Source organism: Streptomyces sp. PT12 (genome assembly GCF_003311645.1).
In the GTDB taxonomy this organism is placed as follows: Bacteria; Actinomycetota; Actinomycetes; order Streptomycetales; family Streptomycetaceae; genus Streptomyces.
In genome coordinates this window covers 113,216-133,406 of record NZ_QEST01000069.1, presented here as the reverse complement: position 1 = coordinate 133,406, position 20,191 = coordinate 113,216, and the positions used below count along the sequence as shown (strand labels likewise).

The 20,191-nt window shown below is 73.8% G+C and carries 17 protein-coding genes and 1 other RNA gene; 14 read left to right on the top strand and 4 right to left on the bottom strand.

Going from position 1 to position 20,191, the window contains the following annotated elements:
- Positions 1–93 precede the first annotated feature (93 nt).
- On the bottom strand, positions 94–2,550 hold the full coding sequence (locus tag DEH69_RS06155; RefSeq protein WP_113685849.1) for an FHA domain-containing protein: 2,457 nt from the start codon (positions 2,548–2,550) through the stop codon (positions 94–96).
- A gap of 408 nt (positions 2,551–2,958) precedes the next feature.
- Here DEH69_RS06155 and DEH69_RS06150 point away from each other — a divergent pair, with 408 nt between their 5' ends.
- From DEH69_RS06150 to DEH69_RS06135, 4 genes are all read left to right on the top strand, one after another.
- The gene (locus tag DEH69_RS06150; RefSeq protein WP_113685848.1) at positions 2,959–4,662 is read left to right on the top strand and encodes a serine/threonine-protein kinase; all 1,704 of its coding nucleotides are present in this window, start codon (positions 2,959–2,961) and stop codon (positions 4,660–4,662) included.
- Between the two features lie 178 nt (positions 4,663–4,840).
- Positions 4,841–6,142 (top strand): serine/threonine-protein kinase, encoded by a 1,302-nt coding sequence (locus DEH69_RS06145; protein ID WP_113685847.1) that lies wholly within the window; start codon positions 4,841–4,843, stop codon positions 6,140–6,142.
- A gap of 23 nt (positions 6,143–6,165) precedes the next feature.
- Positions 6,166–7,272, top strand: a complete 1,107-nt coding sequence (gene prfB / locus DEH69_RS06140; protein ID WP_113685846.1) for a peptide chain release factor 2 — start codon at positions 6,166–6,168, stop codon at positions 7,270–7,272.
- Positions 7,273–7,502: 230 nt separating this feature from the next.
- Complete coding sequence (locus DEH69_RS06135; protein ID WP_147255452.1) at positions 7,503–8,372, top strand: LPXTG cell wall anchor domain-containing protein; 870 nt, start codon at positions 7,503–7,505, stop codon at positions 8,370–8,372.
- 105 nt (positions 8,373–8,477) lie between these two features.
- Here DEH69_RS06135 and DEH69_RS06130 read toward each other — a convergent pair whose 3' ends face one another.
- A complete protein-coding gene (locus DEH69_RS06130; protein WP_113685844.1) occupies positions 8,478–8,672 on the bottom strand; it encodes a hypothetical protein in 195 nt (64 codons plus the stop codon).
- 196 nt (positions 8,673–8,868) lie between these two features.
- On the opposite strand from DEH69_RS06130, the gene ftsE reads away from it, so the two are divergent.
- The 6 genes from ftsE (at position 8,869) to DEH69_RS06100 (ending at position 14,783) form a co-directional block, all read left to right on the top strand.
- The gene (gene ftsE, locus DEH69_RS06125; RefSeq protein ID WP_113685843.1) at positions 8,869–9,558 is read left to right on the top strand and encodes a cell division ATP-binding protein FtsE; all 690 of its coding nucleotides are present in this window, start codon (positions 8,869–8,871) and stop codon (positions 9,556–9,558) included.
- Positions 9,559–9,571: 13 nt separating this feature from the next.
- Positions 9,572–10,486: a permease-like cell division protein FtsX gene (gene ftsX / locus DEH69_RS06120; protein WP_113685842.1), complete on the top strand. Its 915-nt coding sequence runs from the start codon at positions 9,572–9,574 to the stop codon at positions 10,484–10,486.
- Positions 10,487–10,564: 78 nt separating this feature from the next.
- Positions 10,565–11,662 carry a S41 family peptidase gene (locus DEH69_RS06115; protein ID WP_113685841.1) on the top strand — a complete coding sequence of 366 codons (1,098 nt, stop codon included), beginning with the start codon at positions 10,565–10,567 and terminating at the stop codon, positions 11,660–11,662.
- A 43-nt stretch (positions 11,663–11,705) separates the two neighbouring features.
- Positions 11,706–12,191: an SsrA-binding protein SmpB gene (gene smpB / locus DEH69_RS06110; protein ID WP_113685840.1), complete on the top strand. Its 486-nt coding sequence runs from the start codon at positions 11,706–11,708 to the stop codon at positions 12,189–12,191.
- 73 nt (positions 12,192–12,264) lie between these two features.
- Positions 12,265–12,635, top strand: a transfer-messenger RNA (tmRNA) gene (gene ssrA / locus DEH69_RS06105).
- A gap of 267 nt (positions 12,636–12,902) precedes the next feature.
- Positions 12,903–14,783 carry a penicillin-binding transpeptidase domain-containing protein gene (locus tag DEH69_RS06100; RefSeq protein WP_113685839.1) on the top strand — a complete coding sequence of 627 codons (1,881 nt, stop codon included), beginning with the start codon at positions 12,903–12,905 and terminating at the stop codon, positions 14,781–14,783.
- Here DEH69_RS06100 and DEH69_RS06095 read toward each other — a convergent pair.
- A complete protein-coding gene (locus tag DEH69_RS06095) occupies positions 14,678–16,012 on the bottom strand; it encodes an MFS transporter (RefSeq protein ID WP_258534471.1) in 1,335 nt (444 codons plus the stop codon). The two genes, DEH69_RS06100 and DEH69_RS06095, sit on opposite strands and share 106 nt — an antisense overlap.
- 114 nt (positions 16,013–16,126) lie before the next feature.
- Here DEH69_RS06095 and DEH69_RS06090 point away from each other — a divergent pair, with 114 nt between their 5' ends.
- The 4 genes from DEH69_RS06090 to DEH69_RS06075 are packed head-to-tail and all read left to right on the top strand — an operon-like array spanning position 16,127 to position 19,130.
- Positions 16,127–17,161 (top strand): LysR family transcriptional regulator, encoded by a 1,035-nt coding sequence (locus DEH69_RS06090; RefSeq protein WP_113685838.1) that lies wholly within the window; start codon positions 16,127–16,129, stop codon positions 17,159–17,161.
- Positions 17,162–17,214: 53 nt separating this feature from the next.
- Positions 17,215–17,742 carry a hemerythrin domain-containing protein gene (locus DEH69_RS06085; protein ID WP_181727288.1) on the top strand — a complete coding sequence of 176 codons (528 nt, stop codon included), beginning with the start codon at positions 17,215–17,217 and terminating at the stop codon, positions 17,740–17,742.
- 12 nt (positions 17,743–17,754) lie between these two features.
- Positions 17,755–18,195, top strand: a complete 441-nt coding sequence (locus DEH69_RS06080) for a MarR family winged helix-turn-helix transcriptional regulator (protein WP_113685836.1) — start codon at positions 17,755–17,757, stop codon at positions 18,193–18,195.
- 44 nt (positions 18,196–18,239) lie between these two features.
- The gene (locus tag DEH69_RS06075) at positions 18,240–19,130 is read left to right on the top strand and encodes an LLM class flavin-dependent oxidoreductase (protein WP_113685835.1); all 891 of its coding nucleotides are present in this window, start codon (positions 18,240–18,242) and stop codon (positions 19,128–19,130) included.
- Between the two features lie 42 nt (positions 19,131–19,172).
- Here the strand turns inward: DEH69_RS06075 and DEH69_RS06070 are convergent, their stop codons facing one another.
- On the bottom strand, positions 19,173–20,180 hold the full coding sequence (locus DEH69_RS06070; protein WP_258534470.1) for a helix-turn-helix transcriptional regulator: 1,008 nt from the start codon (positions 20,178–20,180) through the stop codon (positions 19,173–19,175).
- Positions 20,181–20,191: the final 11 nt, after the last annotated feature.

The following is a 20,191-nucleotide window of genomic DNA, read 5'->3' as shown; positions in this document are numbered from 1 at the left end:
GCGCTGCCAGAGGAACGGGCAAGAGTCCGGCACATGTCAAGTGCCCTTTGTGATCGTGATGTTACCGCCAGGGTGCGTTCTTCACCGGACCTGTCAGACCAGGGTGGCGGGGGTGGCGGCGCGCTCGCCGCGCGCCGCGCGGGCGGCGGCGCTGGCCAGCAGGGCGACATCGGTGGGCCCGTTCCCCAGCTCGCGGACCGGGCGCCGGGCGGGCGGATCCCCGGCCCTGGCCCAGTCGAGCCGCGTCACGGTGGGCCGCAGCGTCGACGTGCGCGGGATGCGCGCGGTGACCCGGCCCGCCTGGAACGGGACGGCCGGGGCCGAGGGCCGCCGCAGCTCGGCGCGGCCCACCGGCCTGCCGGTCAGCGCCAGGCGTATCGCCGCGCCCGGCAGGGCCCCCGCGACGATCAGCCGCACCCGCAGCGTGTGCCCGTCCTGGACCACCGCGTCGAGCGCCCGCACCACCGACCCCGCGGCGGGCCGCCCGGGCGCCCCGAGCGGCGGCGAGGTCAGCGCGTCGAAGTCGTCCACCAGGACCGCGAGCCACGGCAGCGCCGCGACGCCCCCGCCAGGGCCGCCCTCGGCGGCGACCGCGGCCCGCCGCTTCAGCTCGTCGCGCAACGCCTGGGTGAACGCCCGCATCCGCACCGGATCCGTCGCCCCCACATAGGAGGTGACATGCGGCAGCTCCGCGCAGGGCCGCAGCCCCTCGCCCGCGCCCTCGACCAGCAGCAGCGACAGGTCCCCCGGGCCCGCGCCCGTGGCCAGCGACGCGGCGAGCGCGCTCAGCAGCTCCGTGCGCCCCGAGCCGGGCTCGCCCTCGACCGCCACCGGTCCTGGCGCCTCCGCCAGGTCGAGCGCGAGCGGCCCTTCGGCCCCCGCGCCGAGTACGAGCGGCAGCCCCGAACGCCGCGCCCAGCGCTCGCGCAGCGCCCCCGGGGTGACCCGGGCCAGCTCCAGCACGTCGAGCAGGCGACAGCTCTCGGGCAGCGCGGCCGCCGAGGGCGGCGGGGGAGTGGCGGCGTTCTCGCGCACGGGAGCGAGCGCCCGCGCGAACCGCTCGGCCCACGCCGGGGACACCGCGTCCGCGCCCGCCGTGGGCCCCGGCACGCCCCCCGCCCCGACCAGCCGCAGCGCCGTGGCCACGGGCCCCGTCAGCACCCCGACCGTCCCGCAGTCCCGCAGCGCGGGAACGGCGGCCGACGCGGCGGCGAGGGTCTCGGCGAGCGGCGACGACGCCGTGGCCGATGGCGCCTCGGCAAGGACGAGCAGGTGGATGCCCGCCGCGGGCCCGTCGGCCGCGAGCCGGTCGAGGGCCGCCCTGGTGTCAGCGCCGCCCGGATCGCCGTCGACCAGCACGACCGTGCGCCGCCCGTCCCCGGGCCCGCCGAGCCGCCGCGTCAACTCCCGCAGCCTGGCCGCCACCTGCCGCGCGTCGAAGCCGAGCAGCAGGGAGCAGTCCTGGCCGCGCTCGGGCCGCACATGCGGCAGCCAGCCGAGCCACGACCACGCGTCGGCCCGCCCGGGGGCCAGCGCCACCAGCTCGAGCGCGCCCGGCGGGTGCGAGGCGGCAAGCTGCGCAAGCACCGCCCTGGCCACCCCCGCGAGCCGCCCCCGCGGCCCGACCAGGCCGAGCGAGCCCGCGTCGGGCACGGATACCGTGACGGGCGGCAGCACGCCGGGCGCCTGCTGGGCCGCGCCGAGCCTGACGGTGAACGCGTCGGGGTGGGCCGCGCCGCGCTCCCACAGCCGGGGCCCGCGGTCGAGCGCCATCAGCAGCACCGAGGCCAGGTCAGGCCACCTGGCCTCGGCCGCATCGCCGCGGCGCACCGCGCCGCCCGGAGCTGGCCGCACGGGCCCGGCGGCCTCGGGCGCCACGCCCCCGAGCCGCTCGCGCGCCCACTCGGCCAGCCCGCGCCGCCCGCTCCCGCGCTGCGCGGGCACCTGGGGCGGCGCGGGCACGGGCGGCGGAACGGCCCGCCTGGCGACCACCCGCAGCACGGACTCGCCGATGCGCAGCAGCGCCCCCGACCGCACGGGCACCGGGCCGCGGCGCACGGGCGCGCCGTCGAGCAGCGTGCCGTTGGTCGAGCCGAGGTCGGTCACGGTCACGGACCCGTCGGGGTGGAGCGCTATCGCGCAGTGCATCCGCGAGACGTCGGGGTCGTCGAGCGGCACATCGGCCTCGGCCGACCTGCCGACCCGCGCCTCCCCGCCGCGCAGCAGGTGGACGCCGCCCGCGTCGGGCCCCGCGACCACCAGGACCGTCGCGGGCACCTGCTCGGGCAAGGGAGCGGCGTCGAGCGGCCGGTGGAACGCCAGCACCGCGCCGTCCACGAGGGGTGGGCGGCCGAGCGCCGTGCGCCGGGGGTCGAGCCGCACGTCCTCGCAGAACACCACGGCCGGCACGCTCGCCCCCGGCGCCACGGTCGTGGCCAGGGTGGCGAGCACCGCGTCGAGCGGGGTGTCCTCGGGGGCGGTGACCTGGACGTCGGTGCCGCCTTCGGCGCCACCGTGTCCGAGAACGGTCAACCTGATCTGAATCGGCATCGGCCCTCCCGGTCACCTCGCCCATCCGCCCGCCGCACCCCCGACCGCGCGAGCCCGACCACACGAGTCGTCGCATCGGATGGTGATGCTGAAAACATCCTCGCACCCGCCGCTGACAGCTCGCTCCGCCCCCGGCCCTCGATGATCTTGATTGACCGCTTCTGGCCGTTTCCGATCGCCATCTCGGCCGCCTCTGGACTGCTCCCCGGCCGGAACGCCGCGTTCCCCGCCCGCAACCGCGCGCCGCCGCGCGAGCGTCCCCCCGGGCGTGAACCCCGTCGAGGCCACGGGACCGCCCCCGAACACATGGCCGCCCGCCCACCGCGGCGGCGCCACTACAGTAGGTGGCTCGGGTCTCGTACCACCAGCGAAGCATCCAGACCACAAGCGAAGCATCAGGGAGCACACGTGCGGCCGGTAGGCAGCAAGTATCTGCTTGAGGAGCCGATCGGGCGCGGCGCGACCGGCACCGTCTGGCGGGGGCGGCAGCGCGAGGCCGCGGGGGACGACGCGGCGGTCACCGGGCAGCCGGGCGAGCCCCTGGCCGTCAAGGTGCTGAAGGAGGAGCTGGCCCACGACCCCGACGTCGTGATGCGCTTCCTGCGCGAGCGCTCCGTCCTGCTGCGCCTCGCCAGCGACTCCCACGACAACATCGTGCGCACCCGCGACCTGGTCGTCGAGGGCGAGCTGATCGCCCTGGTCATGGACCTGATCGACGGCCCCGACCTGCACCGCTACCTCTACGAGCGGGGCACCCTCAGCCCCGTCGCCGCCGCCCTGCTGACCGCGCAGATCGCCGACGCGCTCGCCGCCGCGCACGCCAAGGGCGTCGTCCACCGCGACCTCAAGCCCGCCAACGTCCTGCTGGCCGGGGCGAACGACGAGGACGGGCCGCTGCGCCCGATGCTCACCGACTTCGGCATCGCGCGCCTGGCCGACTCCCCTGGCGTCACGCGTGCCCACGAGTTCGTGGGCACGCCCTCGTACGTCGCGCCCGAGTCCGCCGAGGGCCGCCCCCAGACCTCCGCCGTCGACGTCTACGCCGCGGGCATCCTGCTGTACGAGCTGGTCGTCGGCCACCCGCCGTTCAGCGGCAGCAGCACTCTCCAGGTCCTCCAGCGGCACATCACCGAGGAGCCCAGGCAGCCCGAGGGCGTGCCTGGCCCGCTGTGGACCGTCATCGACTGCTGCCTGCGCAAGAACGCCGACGAGCGCCCCGCCGCCGCCAGCCTCGCCCGCGCCCTGCGCACCGTCGCCGCCGGGCTGACCGACCACGCCACCCCCGAGCAGCGCACCGCCGCCCTCGGCGTCACCGCGCTGCTGACCCCCGACCCCGCGCCGGTCCGCGTCGTCGGCACCGGCATCACGCCCGCGGGGTCGGCCGAGCCCACCCGCGCGATGCCGGGCGGCTCCGCGGCCCCCGACCCGTTCGCCGCGACCAGCGTCCTGCCGCAGCCGGGCCGCGGCGGGGACGACGGAGCCGACACCACCCGCGCCATGCCCGCGGGAGGCCCGCCCGAGCCCGAGGGCCCGCACCCCTGGCAGGACCAGATGCGCGCGGCCCGCGACCGGAACGAACCCACCCGCGTCCAGCCGCCGATCGCCCCGGGCGAGGACCCGCTCCACCGCGCGCCCCAGCGCCAGCCGCAGCGCCGCCCGCAGCGCCGCCCCGTCCCCCCGCCGCAGCCGCGCCAGCCCCAGCAGCAGAGCTACGGCTTCCCCCCGCAGTACCAGCAGCCCCAGGCGCCCTACCCGCCCCCGCAGTACCAGCGCCCGGTGCCGCCGCCCTACCAGGAGCCCCAGCCCCGCAGGCGCGACGCCGAGCCCCCGCGCCGGGACCGCGAGCCGCGCGCCCGGTCACGCAGCGCGAACCCCATGCGCATCCCGGGACTTGGCTGCCTCAAGGGCTGCCTGTTCATGGTGCTGATCCTCGTGGTCATCGGCTTTCTCGTGTGGAACTTCACACCGCTCCAGGACTGGATTGCGGATGGCAGGAGTTTCTGGGACGCGACCACGGACTGGTTCGACGACGTTCGCGCATGGATGGGTCTGATCGAGGAAGCCGATCAGCAGCGCCAGGAGATCGAGGACAGCATCTCGAATAACCAATGACCCCGGACATTGACCCCGGACATTGACCCGGGAGATCGGCCCGGGAGATCGGCCCGGGAGATCGGCCGGGAGATTTATCGACTTCCGAGGGTTGAATTTCGCCGGAGCACCCCACTAAAACCGGGCACAACGGGCGGGGCGTCCTCCCGCTGTCAGAGCGGCGTCGTAGCCTCACGCCATGGCACGGAACATCGGTGGCCAGTACACCACTCACCGCGTCCTCGGCCGCGGCGGCGCAGGGACGGTGTGGCTCGGGGAGGGGCCCGAGGGGCCCGTCGCCATCAAGGTGCTCCGCGAGGACCTCGCGGCCGACCCCGACCTCGCCGAGCGCTTCGCCCACGAGCGGCACGCCCTCCTCGGCCTCGAGCACCCGCACATCGTCGGCGTTCACGACCTCCTTGTCTCCGAGGGGCCCGAGGGCCGCGACATCGCCCTGGTGATGGACCTGGTCAGGGGCCCCGACCTGCGCGCCCACCTCGACCGCGAGCGCCGCCTCGCCCCCCGCGACGCCGTCGCGCTCACCGCCGAGGTGGCGGGCGCGCTGGCCGTCGCGCACGCCGCGGGCATCGTCCACCGCGACGTCAAGCCCGAGAACATCCTGCTCGACCCCGTCGAGGGAAGCGGCGGCGAGGGGGTCAGGGAGGGCGGCCGATTCACCGCGCTCCTCACCGACTTCGGGGTGGCCAAGCTCATCGACGAGCCCCGGCACGGCGGCAAGGGCGGCGTCGTCGGCACCCCCGACTACATGGCCCCCGAGATCGTCGAGGGCCTGCCCCCGCGCGCCGCCGTGGACATCTACGCGCTGGTCACCGTGCTGTACGAGCTGCTCGCCGGGTTCACGCCCTTCGGCGGCGGCCACCCGGGCGCCGTGCTGCGCCGCCAGGTGACCGAGACCGCCGCCGAGCTGCCCGGCATCCCCGCCGAGCTGTGGGAGCTCATCCAGCAGTGCCTCGCCAAGGCGCCCGCCTCCCGGCTGCGCGCCGCCGAGCTGGCCTCCCGGCTCCGCGAGCTGCTGCCCGCCGTCGCCGGGCTGCCGCCCCTCGACATCGGCGACCCGCTGGCCGAGGCCGCCGCCGAGGCCGAGCCCGCCCCCGCCGCCGCGCACGCGGCCGGAGCCGCGGACGAGCCCCAGGGCCCCGAGCGCGTGGCCGTTCCGCTGGTGCGCGGCGCGGCCCCCGACTCGGAGCGGGCCACGCACACCAGGATGCGGGTCCCCGACGCCGAGGAGCTGGCCGGTGGGGCCCATGGCACCGCCCGCGTCATCCGCCCCGCGGGCGCGCCCCGCGCGGGCTCGGCCCGGCACGGCGCCGCGGCCCGCCGCAGGCGCCGCCTCGCGGTCACCGCGGCGGCGCTGCTCGCCGCGGGCGCGGTGGGCGGCTGGCTGCTGCTCTCCGGCGGCGGCGGCGACGGCGGCGGCCGCGGGGACAACGGCGCTCCCCTCGGGGTCGTCGAGCAGCTGGACGAGCCGGGTGTGCCCTGACGTCAAGCGGTTACGCTGGGGGCGTGGCAGTCGTCGACGTTTCCGAAGCTCTGAAGTCCCTCAGCTCCACCATGGAGTCGATCGAGGCCGTGATCGACCTCGACCGGCTGAGGGCTGACATCGCCGCGCTCGAGGAGCAGGCGGCCGCGCCCACCCTCTGGGACGACCCCGAGCGCGCCCAGCAGGTCACCAGCCGCCTCTCCCTGCTCCAGGGCCAGCTGCGCAAGACCGAGGAGCTGCACGGCCGCATCGAGGACCTGGAGGTCCTTTTCGAGCTGGCCGAGTCGGAGGACGATGCGGACGCCCGCCGCGAGGCCGACGCGGAGCTCGAGTCCGTGCGCAAGGCCGTGGCCGAGCTGGAGGTGCGCACCCTGCTCTCGGGTGAGTACGACCAGCGCGAGGCCATGGTCTCCATCAGGGCCGAGGCGGGCGGCGTCGACGCGGCCGACTTCGCCGAGCAGCTTCAGCGCATGTATCTGCGCTGGGCCGAGCGGCGCGGGTACTCCACGGAGGTGCTTGACACGTCGTACGCCGAGGAGGCGGGCATCAAGTCGACGACGTTCACCGTCAAGGCGCCCTACGCGTATGGCACGTTGTCCGTCGAGCAGGGCACGCACCGGATGGTGCGCATCTCCCCCTTCGACAACCAGGGCCGCCGCCAGACGTCGTTCGCGGGTGTCGAGGTGCTGCCCGTCGTGGAGCAGACCGACCACATCGAGATCCCGGAGAACGAGATCAGGGTCGACGTCTTCCGCTCCTCGGGCCCCGGCGGTCAGTCCGTCAACACCACGGACTCCGCGGTCCGGATGACCCACCTGCCGACCGGCATCGTCGTCTCCTGCCAGAACGAGAAGTCCCAGATCCAGAACCGCGCGGCGGCCATGCGCGTCCTCCAGGCCCGCCTGCTCGCGCACCAACGCGCCCAGGAGCAGGCCAAGATGGACGCCCTCAAGGGCGACGGTGGCAACTCCTGGGGGAACCAGATGCGCAGTTACGTCCTCCAGCCGTACCAGATGGTCAAGGACCTCAGGACGGAACACGAAGTCGGAAACCCCCAGTCCGTTTTGGACGGCGATATCGACGACTTCCTCGAAGCCGGAATCCGCTGGCGCAAACAGCGCGAGAAGTAACCTTCACGCAACTTCCACCGCCGGGTTGGTGTTTAGCGGACATCCTGCTTGACGACCGTCGGCTCAGCGGGAAAGCTGTTCGCTCGGCATGCCTGTGTTCTGGGGCGCGTGATGCGCGAGGGTCGTACGAGGAAGACCGACGGCTCCCTGCGGCCGCGCTGCCCTTGCGAGAGGCTGCCCCAGACGGGACCTTGTCACTCATCGAACAACTACAGGGGGTAGTGGATCACATGGCCAGTCCCAAGACTCGCGCCAACATGGCGCGCGCGGCCGCGGCCGCGGTGTTCGCCGCGGGGGCCTCGATCGCCGTGGTCGGCACCGCGTCGGCCAGCAACAACAGCGAGGCGAAGACCAACACCGCTCAGGAGAACAGCATCGTCGGCATCGCCGGTGGCGCTGACGGCGGCATCGTCGGCCTCGTCGAGGGTGCCGAAGGTGGCGCCGAGCAGGGTGGTGGCGAGGAAGGCGGTGCCGAAGAGGGTGGCGCCGAGCAGGGTGGCGGTGAGGAAGGCGGTGCCGAGGAAGGTGGCGCCGAGCAGGGTGGTGGCGAGGAAGGCGGTGCCGAGGAAGGTGGCGCCGAGCAGGGTGGTGGCGAGGAAGGCGGTGCCGAGGAAGGTGGCGCCGAGCAGGGTGGTGGCGAGGAAGGCGGTGCCGAGGAAGGTGGCGCCGAGCAGGGTGGTGGCGAGGAAGGCGGTGCCGAGGAAGGTGGCGCCGAGCAGGGTGGTGGCGAGGAAGGCGGTGCCGAGGAAGGTGGCGCCGAGCAGGGTGGCGGTGAGGAAGGCGGTGCCGAGGAAGGTGGCGCCGAGCAGGGTGGTGGCGAGGAGGGGGGCGCCGAGCAGGGTGGCTCCAGCGTCCAGGGTGTGAACGAGGGCGCCACGGGCCCCGACCCTGACAGCGAGGGCGCCAGCAGCCCCATCGAGCAGGAGGACCCGACCGAGGACATCACCGCCCCCGAGGAAGACGAGGGCGAGCTCGCGGAGACCGGCTCCTCCACCAACCAGACGCTGCTGATCATCGGTGCCGCCACCATGATCGCCGGTGGTGTGGGCTTCCGTTACCTGCCGCGTCTGATCAACAAGGGCGGCGCCACCCCCGCCTGAGCGGGTCGGTAGCAGTCCGTCGCACCACGTGATGGGCCCGGAGCGATCCGTCGCTCCGGGCCCATCGTGCGCTGTTCCGCGCTGTCGTGGGAAGCTCGCGCGAGCTCAGGTGGGCCGCGTCACCAGGAAGGTCACGGTGACCAGGGTCAGCAGCAGGGCGATCAACGCCGCCGGGCTGCCGAAGTGAGACCAGGGACCGCGCCCCTCCCGGAGCCGGGCCAGCTCGGCCCGGCAGACGGCGCACCGGCCCTCGCTCACCCTCCCCGCGCAGTTCGCGCACACCAGCCAGTCGGCGGTCATGCGATCGTCTCCTCTCATCTCCCCCCCTCTCCCTCTACTGTGCCAGGCCCAGGGCGGAAGCGCAGAACGCCGGACGCGGACCGGGACAAAGGGGATGGGTCGGGACGCTGCCTGCGGATCGCCTGCCGCTTCGCGTAGGGTCTGCCCCAGCGAGGGGGAGCCTTCTCCCCGTACCCAGTCCCGACATGGTGTAACCGTGATCCGATTCGACAACGTCTCCAAGACATACCCCCGGCAGAACGCCCCGGCCCTGCACGATGTCTCGCTGGAGATCGAGCGCGGCGAGTTTGTCTTCCTCGTCGGCTCCTCCGGCTCGGGTAAGTCGACGTTCCTCCGGCTGATACTGCGGGAGGAGCGCGCCAGCACGGGCACCGTCCACGTGCTGGGCAAGGACCTCGCCCGCCTCTCCAACTGGAAGGTGCCCCAGGTACGCCGCCAGCTCGGCACGGTCTTCCAGGACTTCAGGCTGCTGCCCAACAAGACCGTGGGCGAGAACGTCGCGTTCGCCCTCGAGGTCATCGGCAAGTCGCGCGGTCAGATCCGCAAGACCGTTCCCGAGGTGCTCGACCTGGTGGGCCTCGGCGGCAAGGACGACCGCATGCCCGGCGAGCTGTCCGGTGGTGAGCAGCAACGCGTCGCGATCGCGCGGGCGTTCGTCAACCGCCCGATGCTGCTGATCGCCGACGAGCCGACCGGCAACCTTGACCCGCAGACCTCCGTGGGCATCATGAAGCTGCTGGACCGCATCAACCGCACGGGCACCACGGTCGTCATGGCGACCCACGACGCCCAGATCGTCGACCAGATGCGCAAGCGCGTGATCGAGCTCGAACGGGGCCGTCTCGTCCGCGACCAGGTCCGCGGCGTCTACGGCTACCAGCACTGACTGAAAGGACGCCATGCGCGCCCACTTCGTCCTGTCGGAGATCGGCGTCGGTCTCCGCCGCAACGTCACGATGACCCTGGCCGTCATCGTCTCCGTGGCTCTCTCGCTCGCCCTCCTCGGCGGCTCGCTGCTGGCCCGCAAGCAGGTCAACAGCATGGAGAACTACTGGTACGACCGGGTCGAGGTGTCGATATTCCTCTGCAACGCCAACGACGCCGAGACCGGTGACCCGGCCTGCGCGCGGGGCGCGGTCACCGAGGAGCAGAAGGAACAGATCGACGCCGAGCTGGCCGAGTACGACCTGGTCGACAACGTCTACTTCGAGACGGCGGAAGAGGCGTTCGAGCACTACCAGGAGCAGCAGCAGGACTCGCCCATCGCGGCCGTGGTCACGCCCGACCAGATGCAGGAGTCGTTCCGCGTCAAGCTGACCGACCCCACCAAGTACGAGGTGATCTCCTCGGCGTTCGCGGGCCGCGACGGCGTGCAGTCGGTGCGCGACCAACGCTCCACGCTCGAGCCGCTGTTCAACCTGCTCAACGGCGTCAACTACGCCGCGCTCGGGCTGATGGCGCTCATGCTCGTGGTGGCCCTGCTGCTGATCGTCAACACCGTGCGCGTCTCGGCGTTCAGCCGTCGGCGGGAAACCGGCATCATGCGGCTCGTGGGGGCGTCGAGCTTCTACATCCAGATGCCGTTCATCCTCGAAGCCACGATCGCGGGGATGCTGGGCGCGCTGCTCGCGTGCGTCCTGCTGGTCGGGGTCAAGCAGTTCGCGATCGACACGTTCCTCGCCGACGAGATCCAGGTGATCGACTTCGTGGGCTGGGACGCGGTGCTCTCGGTGCTGCCCTGGGTGCTGGTCGTGGGCGCGTTGATGCCGTCTATTGCAGCTTTCTTCGCGTTGCGCAAGTACCTGAAGGTGTAAGGCGGGTGTGATTTTTCCCCGCCTCATCACCTTGTTCGTCTCCCGTGCGCCCCCCGTATGTGTCCTACACTCCGCACCATGTCACGTCCGTGTCACGACATTTCGGCCCGTCGCCCCCTGCGGCGCGGGGCCGCCCTGGCGTGTGTCTTCGCCGGTGTCCTGATGACCGGAGCGGCGACCGGCTCCTGGCCCGAGTCGGCCGACGGCACCGAACCGGCGGAGGACGCCGGGCGGTTGGTCAGCGGCAGCGGCGACCGCTGGGCCGCGGCGTACTCCGCCGAGGAGTACGCGCGGGTGGCGCGGAGCCTGGAGGGCGAGTACGTCGGCACCGGCATAACGGTCATCAGGACCGCCGAGGGCCGGATCGAGGTCAGCGAGGTCCACGAGGACAGCCCGGCCGAGCGCGCGGGCGTCCGCGCGGGCGACGAGATCCGCACGATCGACGGCGTCGGCCTAGACGGCCGCCCGGTGACCGACGCCGTGGGCAGGCTCCGCGGCAGCGACCAGGAAGAGCTCGCTGGCCCCGGCAGCACCGTGCTGCTCGGCCTGGTGCGCGACGGCGACTTCCGCGAGGTTGAGGTGGAACGGGCCCGGCTCACCGCCGAGCCCGTCACCGTCACGCGCGAGGCGCCGGGCGTCACGCGCATCCACGTCAGCACGTTCACCCGCGGCTCCGCCGAGCAGCTCGGCGACGCCGTCGCCGCGGTCGAGCCGGGCGACGCCATCGTGCTGGACCTCAGGGGGAACGCCGGGGGCCTGCTGACCGAGGCCGCGGGCGCCGCCTCCGTCTTCCTCGACGGCGGCCTGGTCGCCACGTACGACGTGCACGGCACCCAGCACGCGCTGCACGCCGAGCGCGGCGGCGACACCACCACGCCGCTCGTCGTCCTCGTCGACGGCACCACCATGAGCTCGGCCGAGATGCTCACCGGAGCCCTCCAAGACCGCAACCGCGCGGTGATCGTCGGCAGCCGCACCTTCGGCAAGGGCACCGTCCAGATGCCGAGCGAGCAGCCGGACGGCTCCGTGGCCGAGCTGACCGTCGGGCACTACGCGACGCCATCGGGCCGGACCGTCGACGACGACGGCATCCTGCCCGACCTCGTCGTCGAGCCGGGCGCCGACCCCGAGGCCGAGGCCCGCACGGTGCTCGAGGGCCTGGTCGCCCCCTCGTAACCCGGGGGCCATCGACCGGCCAGGCCAGTACAGTGGTCAGGTCATGGCTAAGGGGAAAGAGACCGCGCGCAAGATGATCGCGCAGCACAAGCGCGCGCGGCACGACTATCACATCCTGGATACATACGAGTGCGGTCTGGTACTGACCGGCACCGAGGTCAAGTCGCTGCGCCAGGGCCGCGCCTCGCTCGTCGACGGCTTCGCCCAGCTCGACGGCGGCGAGGCATGGCTGCACAACGTCCACATCCCGGAATACGCCCAGGGCACGTGGACCAACCACAGCGCCCGGCGCAAGCGCAAGCTCCTCCTCCACCGCGAGGAGCTGGACAAGCTCATCGGCAAGACCCAGGAGAGCGGCCTCACGCTCGTCCCGCTCGCCCTCTACTTCAAGGAGGGCCGCGCCAAGGTCGAGATCGCGCTGGCCAGGGGCAAGCGGGAGTTCGACAAGCGGCAGACCCTGCGCGAGAAGCAGGACCGCCGCGAGGCGGAGCGGGCCATGTCGGCCGCTCGCCGCAAGCAGCGGGCCTGACGTATACTGGCCAACGGTGCACAGGTGACTTTCGGGAATAGCCCCGGGGCCCGCCTGGTTGTCAATTCCACATGGGGATGATCGGTTTCGACAGCGGATGTCGAAGCAGGGGAAGCGAGCCGAGGAAGCGGCAATGATCTCGTTAACCATATGTCGCAAAAAAATAATCGCCAATAACAAGCGCGATTCCTTCGCCCTCGCTGCCTGAGCAGCGACCTGCGAAGTGTCAGTCCGGGTGCGTCCCCGCCCCGGGTCCTGGCATCAGCTAGGGGACTCCACCGTTAGCCTCGGTCACGGGGGCTGACGGGACACCACACAGTGACTGAGCCCGTCGGAGACTTGTCCGCGTGATCTCCGGGGCCGAGAAAATCGCAGCGGACTGCGCTCGGAGAAGCCCTCCTTTTGCTCCGTTGGACGCGGGTTCGATTCCCGCCATCTCCACGAGGTCGAGGGCGATCTGTGTTCGCGGTGGGCGCGGACCGGGTCGCCCTCTTCTTTTTGCTCGGCTTCGCCTCGCGGGGCGGGGGCTTTGCCACCCGCACCCCCCCTTCGGCGGTGGGTGACTGTGTTCGCGGTGGGCGCGGACCGGGTCGCCCTCTTCTTTTTGCTCGGCTTCGCCTCGCGGGGCGGGGGCTGCGCCACCCGCACCCCCGGCGGCCGCCCTCCCCCGCCCGCCCCTGGTTGTCAGTGGGTGGGGGTAGGGTGCGGCACATGGGGAGGAATCGTGCGCGCCTCGGGGCGCTTGTCGGAGGAGTGGCCGTCGTCGTCGCGCTGGCGGTCATCGCCGTCCTGGTGCTGCGCGGCGGGGGCGATGACAGCGGGGACGAGGCGCGGGCCGGTGCGGACGCGTTCCTCGACGCCTGGGCCGGGGGCGACATCGAAGGGGCCGCGGGGCACACCGACGACCCCGAGGCCGCGCTGTCCCTGCTCGACTCGATCCAGCAGAACATGCGGCCCGAGGCGGTCGACCTCCGCTCCACCGGGCCGGGCGAGGAGCCCGAGGGCGACGACATCCCCGAAGGCGCCCTGAGCGTCCCGTTTGACGCCACCCTCACCCTGGAGGGCATGGGCGAATGGGGCTATGAGTCAAGCGCGTTGATGGTGCCGGACGAGGGCGGCGACGGGTGGACCGTGCGCTGGTCCTCCGCCGTCGCGCACCCCGCGCTCGCCGAGGGGCAGACCCTCGTCCTCACCCTGGAGGACGCCGAGCGCGCCCCCATCCTCGCCGCCGGCGGCGAGGAGCTGGCCGGGCCCGCCACCGTGTGGGACATCACCATATGGCCCGCCCAGCTCAGCGCCCCCGACGCCGCCTACGACGCCCTCGACGACCTCGACGCCGGGATCGACATCGACGCCCTGCGCCAGCGGGTCGACGAGGCGGACCCCGACCAGGCCGTGCCCGTCGTCACCCTCAGGGACGAGGCGTACCAGGAGCACGCCGAGGCGCTCGGGGCCGTCGCGGGGCTCCAGTTCGCCGACGCCGTCCGGCCCCTCGCTCACGCCGCGCGCCCCCTCGTCGGCGGGCTCGACGCCGCCACAGGCGCGGGCGCGTCCGGGCTCCAGGAGCGCTACGACGAGCAGCTCACCGGCGCCTCGTCCGGCGCCGTCGTCATCGCCGACCGCGCCTCGGGCGAGGCCGTCGAGACCCTGCACGAGCAGGGCGGAGGCGAGCCCGGCACCCCCGTCACCACCACCATCGACGCCGACATGCAGCGGGCCGCCGAGGAAGCGCTCGCCGACCTCGGAAGGGACGGCTCCATCGTCGCCGTCCAGCCTTCCACCGGGGACATCCTGGCCGCCGCCGACTGGCCCGCCGACGGGTTCAACCGCTCGCTCCAGGGACAGCTCGCCCCCGGCTCCACCTTCAAGGTCGTCACCACCGCGGCCCTCCTGGAGGGCGGCACCGGTCCCGGGGATGTCATCGGCTGCCCCCAGTACGCCACGGTCGAGGGGCAACGCTTCGAAAACCAGGGCGAGTTCGAGCTGGGGCCCGACACCACGCTGCGCGAGGCGTTCACCGAGTCGTGCAACACCGCGTTCATAGACAACCTCGACCGGTTCGAGAACGACACCCTGCCCACCACGGCCGAGGCGTTCGGCATCGGCGCGGCGTGGGACGTCGGCGCGGTGACGTTCGACGGGGCCGTGCCGCCCGCGCGGTCGCCCAACCAGCTCGCCGCCTCGCTCATAGGCCAGGCCGAGGTGCAGGCCAGCCCGCTGGTCATGGCCTCGGTCGCCGCCACCGTCGCCGACGGCACCTTCAGGCAGCCGGTCCTGGTGCCCGACGCCGTCGAGGAGCGCCACGAGGCCGGTCGCGCCCTGTCCGAAGGGACGCTCGACGCGCTGCGCGACCTGATGCGCGAGACCGTCACCGACGGCTCGGCCTCGGCCATCGACGGCGTCCCCGGCACGCCGCACGGCAAGACCGGCACCGCCGAGTTCAGCGACGAGGAAGGGGAGTTGTCCACCAACGCCTGGATGATCGGCTACCTCGGCGACTCCGATCTGGCGTTCGCCGTCGTGCTCGAGGACGGCGGATCGGGTGGCTCGGACGCCGGACCGCTCGCCGCCGACTTCCTGCGCGCCCTGTAGGACTCGGCCCACGCGCCGGTGGCGGCCACGAGCGCCGCCGCGCCCGCCGCCGCCACCGGCAGCGTGAAGCCCGTCGCCGCGCCCCTGGCCTCCACCAGCGCGCCCCCGCCCGCCGAGCCGAGCGCGATGCCGCCGAGGAGCGCCGCCACGGTCAGCGTCATCGTCTCGTTCAGGCGCCCCGGTGGCGCGATGTCCTGCGCCAGGGTCATCCCCGTCACCATCGCCGGGGCCGTCGCCATCCCCGCGAGCAGCAGCGCCGGGGCGAGCAGCGGAAGTGACCCCGTGCGCGCCACCAGCGCGGGCAGGACCATCAGACCCGTCATGGCCGCCGCGCACACCGCGAACCGCGCCCTGGCCGAGCCCCGCACCGCAAGCAGCCCGAACAGCAGCCCCGCGAGCGCCGAGCCTGCGGCCTGCGCCGCCAACACAGGCCCGCCCCAGGCCCGTTGACCCCGCTCGTCGGCGAACGCCAGCGTCACCACCTCCATCGCCCCGAACACCACCCCGGCGCACACGAACGCCGCGAGCAGCGGCCGCATCCCCCGCGCCCTCAGCGGCCCTGGCCCCGAGGCGCCGCCGCCCACCGGCAGCGGCGGCTCCGTGTCACGGCGCGCCGCGAACGCCGCCATCCCGCCCACCAGCAGCGCCACCCCCGCCACCGTGCCCGCCTCGACGAACAGCGCCGAGCACAGGAGCGCCGCCAGCACGGGCCCGCCCACGAAGCACAGCTCGTCCATGGCCTGTTCGAGGGAGTTGGCCGTGTGCCGCGCCGCCGTCCGCTCGGCCGACGCGCCACGCAGCAGATACGCCCAGCGCGCCCGCGACATCCCGCCCGTGTTCGGCGTCGCCGCCCCCAGCACCGCGCACGCGAACCACGTCCACACCGGCGCCCCCGTCACCAGGCACACCACGAGCGCCCCCTGGCCCGTCGCCGCGAGCGCCGCCGCGGGCAGCGCCACCCGCCCCTGCCCGCGCCGGTCCACCAGCCGCGCGATCAGCGGCCCGCCCACGGTCGACGCGGCGAGACCGGTCGCCACCACCGCCCCGGCCAGCGCGTAGGAGCCATGGTGCTCGGTGACCATCAGCACCGTCGCCACCCCGAACATCGCCATCGGCAGCCGCGCCAGCAGCCCCGGCACGGCGAACGCCAACGCCCCCGGCATGGCGAGCAGTCGGGCATATGGCGCGAGCGGGGAGGGGCGCGAGCGGCCCGAGGGGGAGTGCGGCATGGCCCCTACACTCCAGGCCCGCGCCCCGCGCCGTCCAACACCTGAACGGCCGTCATCTACGCCCCTGCGTTGTGAATCCCCGGCTCGCGCGCCGCCCCGGGCGACAATGCCCCGGTGCCCCATGACACCGATCCTCGGCTGCTCCGCGCCTTCGTGGCCGTCGCCGAAGAGCTGCACTTCACCCGCGCCGCCGCCCGGCTGCTCGTCGCCCAGCAGGCGCTTAGCCGCGACATCAAAAGGCTCGAACGGGAGTGGGGCGCCGCGCTGTTCGTCCGCGACACCCGGCATGTGGCGCTCACCCCCGAGGGGGCGCGGCTGCTGCCCGCCGTGCGCGGGCTGCTCGACGCGTACGACCAGCTCGCGGGCGCGGTCGCGGCGAGCGGCGACCGGCCCCTCGTGGTCGACGCCTCGGCGCCCGTCTCCACCGGGCACCGGGTGCTGGCAGCGGCGCGGGAGGCCGAGCCGGGGCTCGAGTTCGTGGCCCGCTTCCACAGCGGCCTGGCCAGGGCCGCGGCCGAGGTGGCTGGCGGGCGGCTCGACGTGTCGTTTGGGCGGGTCGCCGGGCTGCCCCAGCCCGTGCGCGCCGGCCTCGAACACGGCCTGGTCCGCTACGAGCGGGCCGCCGTCCTGCTGCCCGAGGCGCACCCGCTCGCCCCCCGCGCCGAGGTCGAACTCGCCGCGCTCAAGGGCGAGGTGATCTACGCGGCGGCGGGAAACGACGAGACGGCCGAGTGGACGGACTACGCCCGCGCGCTGTTCGCCGGGCGCGGCATCGAGCTCGCGGCGCCGTTCCCGAAGATCGAGGGCGAGGCGGAGTTCGAGCGCGTGGTGCGCAAGCGCGGCTGGTCGGTCCTGGCGAGCGAGGAGTTCACCGGGGTACGCGGCATGGTGCTGCGCCCGCTGACCGGCCCCGTGCCGTTGATCCCCGTCTCCATGGTGTGGCGCCGCGGGCTGCGCCACCCCGGGCTCGCCGCGCTCGCCGCCGCGGCCCGCGGCCTGGCCGCCGCCGAGGGCTGGCTGCTCCGGCCCCCTGACGCCTGGCTCCCCGAGGCCGACCGCGGCCTGCCCGTGCTCCCCGTTCTCCCCGTTCTTCCCGTGGTCCCTGGCCGCCCCGGCGAAGGGCCCGTCGAACGCTCCGGAGGGGAGTAGAGTAGATGTATGCGTATGTATCTATTGACTGCCGCCGCCCGAGGAGCCGGGCGATGACCGCCGTCGTGCCGCCCCCGGGGCCGCCGACCCCCGGGGGCGAGGCCCTGGTGACCGAGCTGCGCTGGATCCACGACATGATCCGCCGCGACCTCGGCACCGTGCTGCGCCTCGCCGACGAGGTCACCGCGGGCGCGTCGGCCGACGAGATCAGCAGGGGCCTCGCCTCCCTCGCGGCCCAGGGCCCGCTGTGGCAGCTGAAGATCAACTGCCTGCGGCACTGCCGTTTCGTACACAGCCACCACGGCATCGAGTCCGCGTCGCTCTTTCCGGCCCTGCGTGCCGCCAACCCCGCGCTCGGCCCCGTGATCGACCGCCTGGAGGCCGACCACCGCACCGTCTCTGACGTCCTCGACGCCGTCGAGGCGGAGGCCGCCGGGCTCGGCGGCCCCGACGAGCCCGCCGTGCGCGGGCGGCTTGCCGCCGCGCTCCGGCGCCTGGCCGACGAGCTGCTGCCGCACCTGGAGTACGAGGAGGAGCACATCTCCGGCACGCTGGCCACGTTCGAAGGACCCACCGGCTGAAGGGCGGCACCCATGGAGCACACCGAGGAGACCTGCGCCCGCGCGTTCACGGCGCTCGCCGACGCGCACGCCCGCGTGAGCGAGGCGCTGGGCGCCGCGCTCGCCGCGTCCTGCGGCCTGACGGTCAACGACTTCGAGGTGCTGGTCCGCCTGAGCGCCGCCCCGCCGCCCGGGCTGCGCCTCAAGGACCTTGCGCCCGCGGTGCGGCTCACCCAGCCCTCGCTCAGCAGGCTCGTCGCCCGCCTCGAGTCCGGTGGCCTGGTCGCCCGCTCCGGCGCCCCCGACGACCGGCGCGGCGTGCTGATCACGCTCACGCCCGCGGGGCGGGCCGCGTTGGAGGAGGCCGTGCCGATCCAGACGCGGATCGTGCGCGAGCTGCTTCTCGACCGGCTCACGCCCGAGGAGCAGGACCTGCTCGCCCGCGCCCTGACCCGCATCGGGGAGCGACGCTGACCCCGCTGCGAACCCCGCTGCGAACCACCACCGAAAGGCTCACCATGACCGCACCCGCCCCCTCGGCACCCTCGTCACCCGTCACCTTCGGGCTCAACGTCGACCCCCACAGCGCCGGGCTGCCCACCGCCCTCCGCATCGCCGAGATCGCCGACGCCGCTGGCCTCGACCACGTGGGCATCCAGGACCACCCGTACCAGGCCGACTTCCTCGACACGTTCACCCTCATCACCTGGCTGGCGTCAAGGACGCGCTCGGTGCGCTTCTTCCCCAACGTCGCCAACCTCGCGCTGCGCCCGCCCGCGATGCTCGCCAAGCAGGCCGCCTCGATCGACGTGCTCAGCGGTGGCCGCCTCGAACTCGGCCTGGGCTCCGGCGGGTTCACCGACGCCATCGCGGGGATGGGCGGCCCGCGCCGGTCGCCCGGCGCCGCCCGCGCCGCGCTCGGCGAGGCCATCGACATCATCCGCGCCGCCTGGGCCGGGCAGCCCTACGCGTACGAGGGCGCCCACCACACCGTCCCCGGCGCGCGCCCAGGGCCCAGGCCCGCGCACGACATCGCCATCTGGCTCGGCGTCATGGGCCCCAAGGCGCTCGCCCTGCTCGGCGCCAAGGCCGACGGCTGGTCCGTCTCCAGCCCCTATGCCCCGCCCGAGCGGCTCTCCGGGCTCAACGCGATCATCGACGACGCCGCGCGCGACGCGGGCCGCGACCCCGCCCGCCTGACCCGCCTCTACAACGTGATGGGAACGGTCGTGCCGAGCGCGCGGGACCCGTTCAACGGGCCCGTGGAGCACTGGGCCGACACCCTCGCCGAGATCCACACCGCCCATGGCATGAACACGTTTGTCTTCTGGCCTGGGCGCGACCGCGAGCGCCAGGCCCGGATCTTCGCCGACGAGGTCGTCCCCGCGGTCCGCGCCCGCCTGGGCTGAACGTTCCGCCGCGGCCGAGCCCGTCAGCCGAACGCGCCCCGCTCAGCTCAGCCAGCCGCGTGCCGCCGCGCGCACGCCCGCCTGGAAGCGGTTGGTGGCATCGAGCCGGTCCATCAGCTGGGCCACCAGCCTGCTGATGGAGCGCTGGGCGAGCCCGAGGCGTTCGGCGATCTCGTCGTTGGTGCGCCCCGCCGCGAGCAGCATCAGCACCTCGCGCTCCAACCCCGTGGGCTCGGGGCCCTGTTCGGCCTCCTGCTCTGTGAACTCCACGCCCTCGTCCCAGCACTGGTCGAACAGCTGGCACAGAAAGCCGAGCACCGAAGGGTCGCGCACGAGCGCCGCGCCCGCCGCCGTGTCGTGCGGGTCGAGGGGCAGAACGGCGCAGCTGCGGTCGTAGATCTGCATCCGGGACGGCAGCACCCCGGCGCTGCGCACCCGCGCGCCCGCCGCCGTGATCAGCTCCGCGTAGTGGACGGTAGGCCGGTGGCGGCGCGCGCTGTGCTGGAAGAGCGACCTGATCCTGATGCCGCGGCCCAGGAGCTCGAGGTCGAGCGGGGTGGCCGCGCCGATCGCCGCCTCGGACTGCCCGCCGCCGGGCGCCAGCGCGTCGAGCGAGGTCACACACGTGCGCGCGAGGTCGTCGATGACGGCCCTGATGTTGTCGAGGCCCCTGACCACCTCGACGCTGCTGCGGGCGAAGCGCAGGCTGCGCGCCTCCAGGTAGTCGCCCGAGAGCGAGTGCAGGCGCTCGCGCGTGGCGGCCATGGCGATGCGGCGCTCCAGGATGTCCTGCTCGAACGGCGCGAGCAGCGCGTCCGCCGCGCTCTCGGGGCTGATGGCCACCCAGCCGCCGCCCGGCGACTGCTGAAGCAGCCCCAGCTGGGCGAGCCGCTCCTCGGCGGCCGACACGTCATCCACCGTGAGACCGGCCCTGGCGGCCAACTGGCTCGCCAGATCGGTGGGGTGGGTCACGCGCAACTGATAGACCCGCACGGTCACCGCGTCGATCTCGTCGTCGAACGACGGGGACGAGTGGAACGAGTGGGACACGCCCTTGTCCT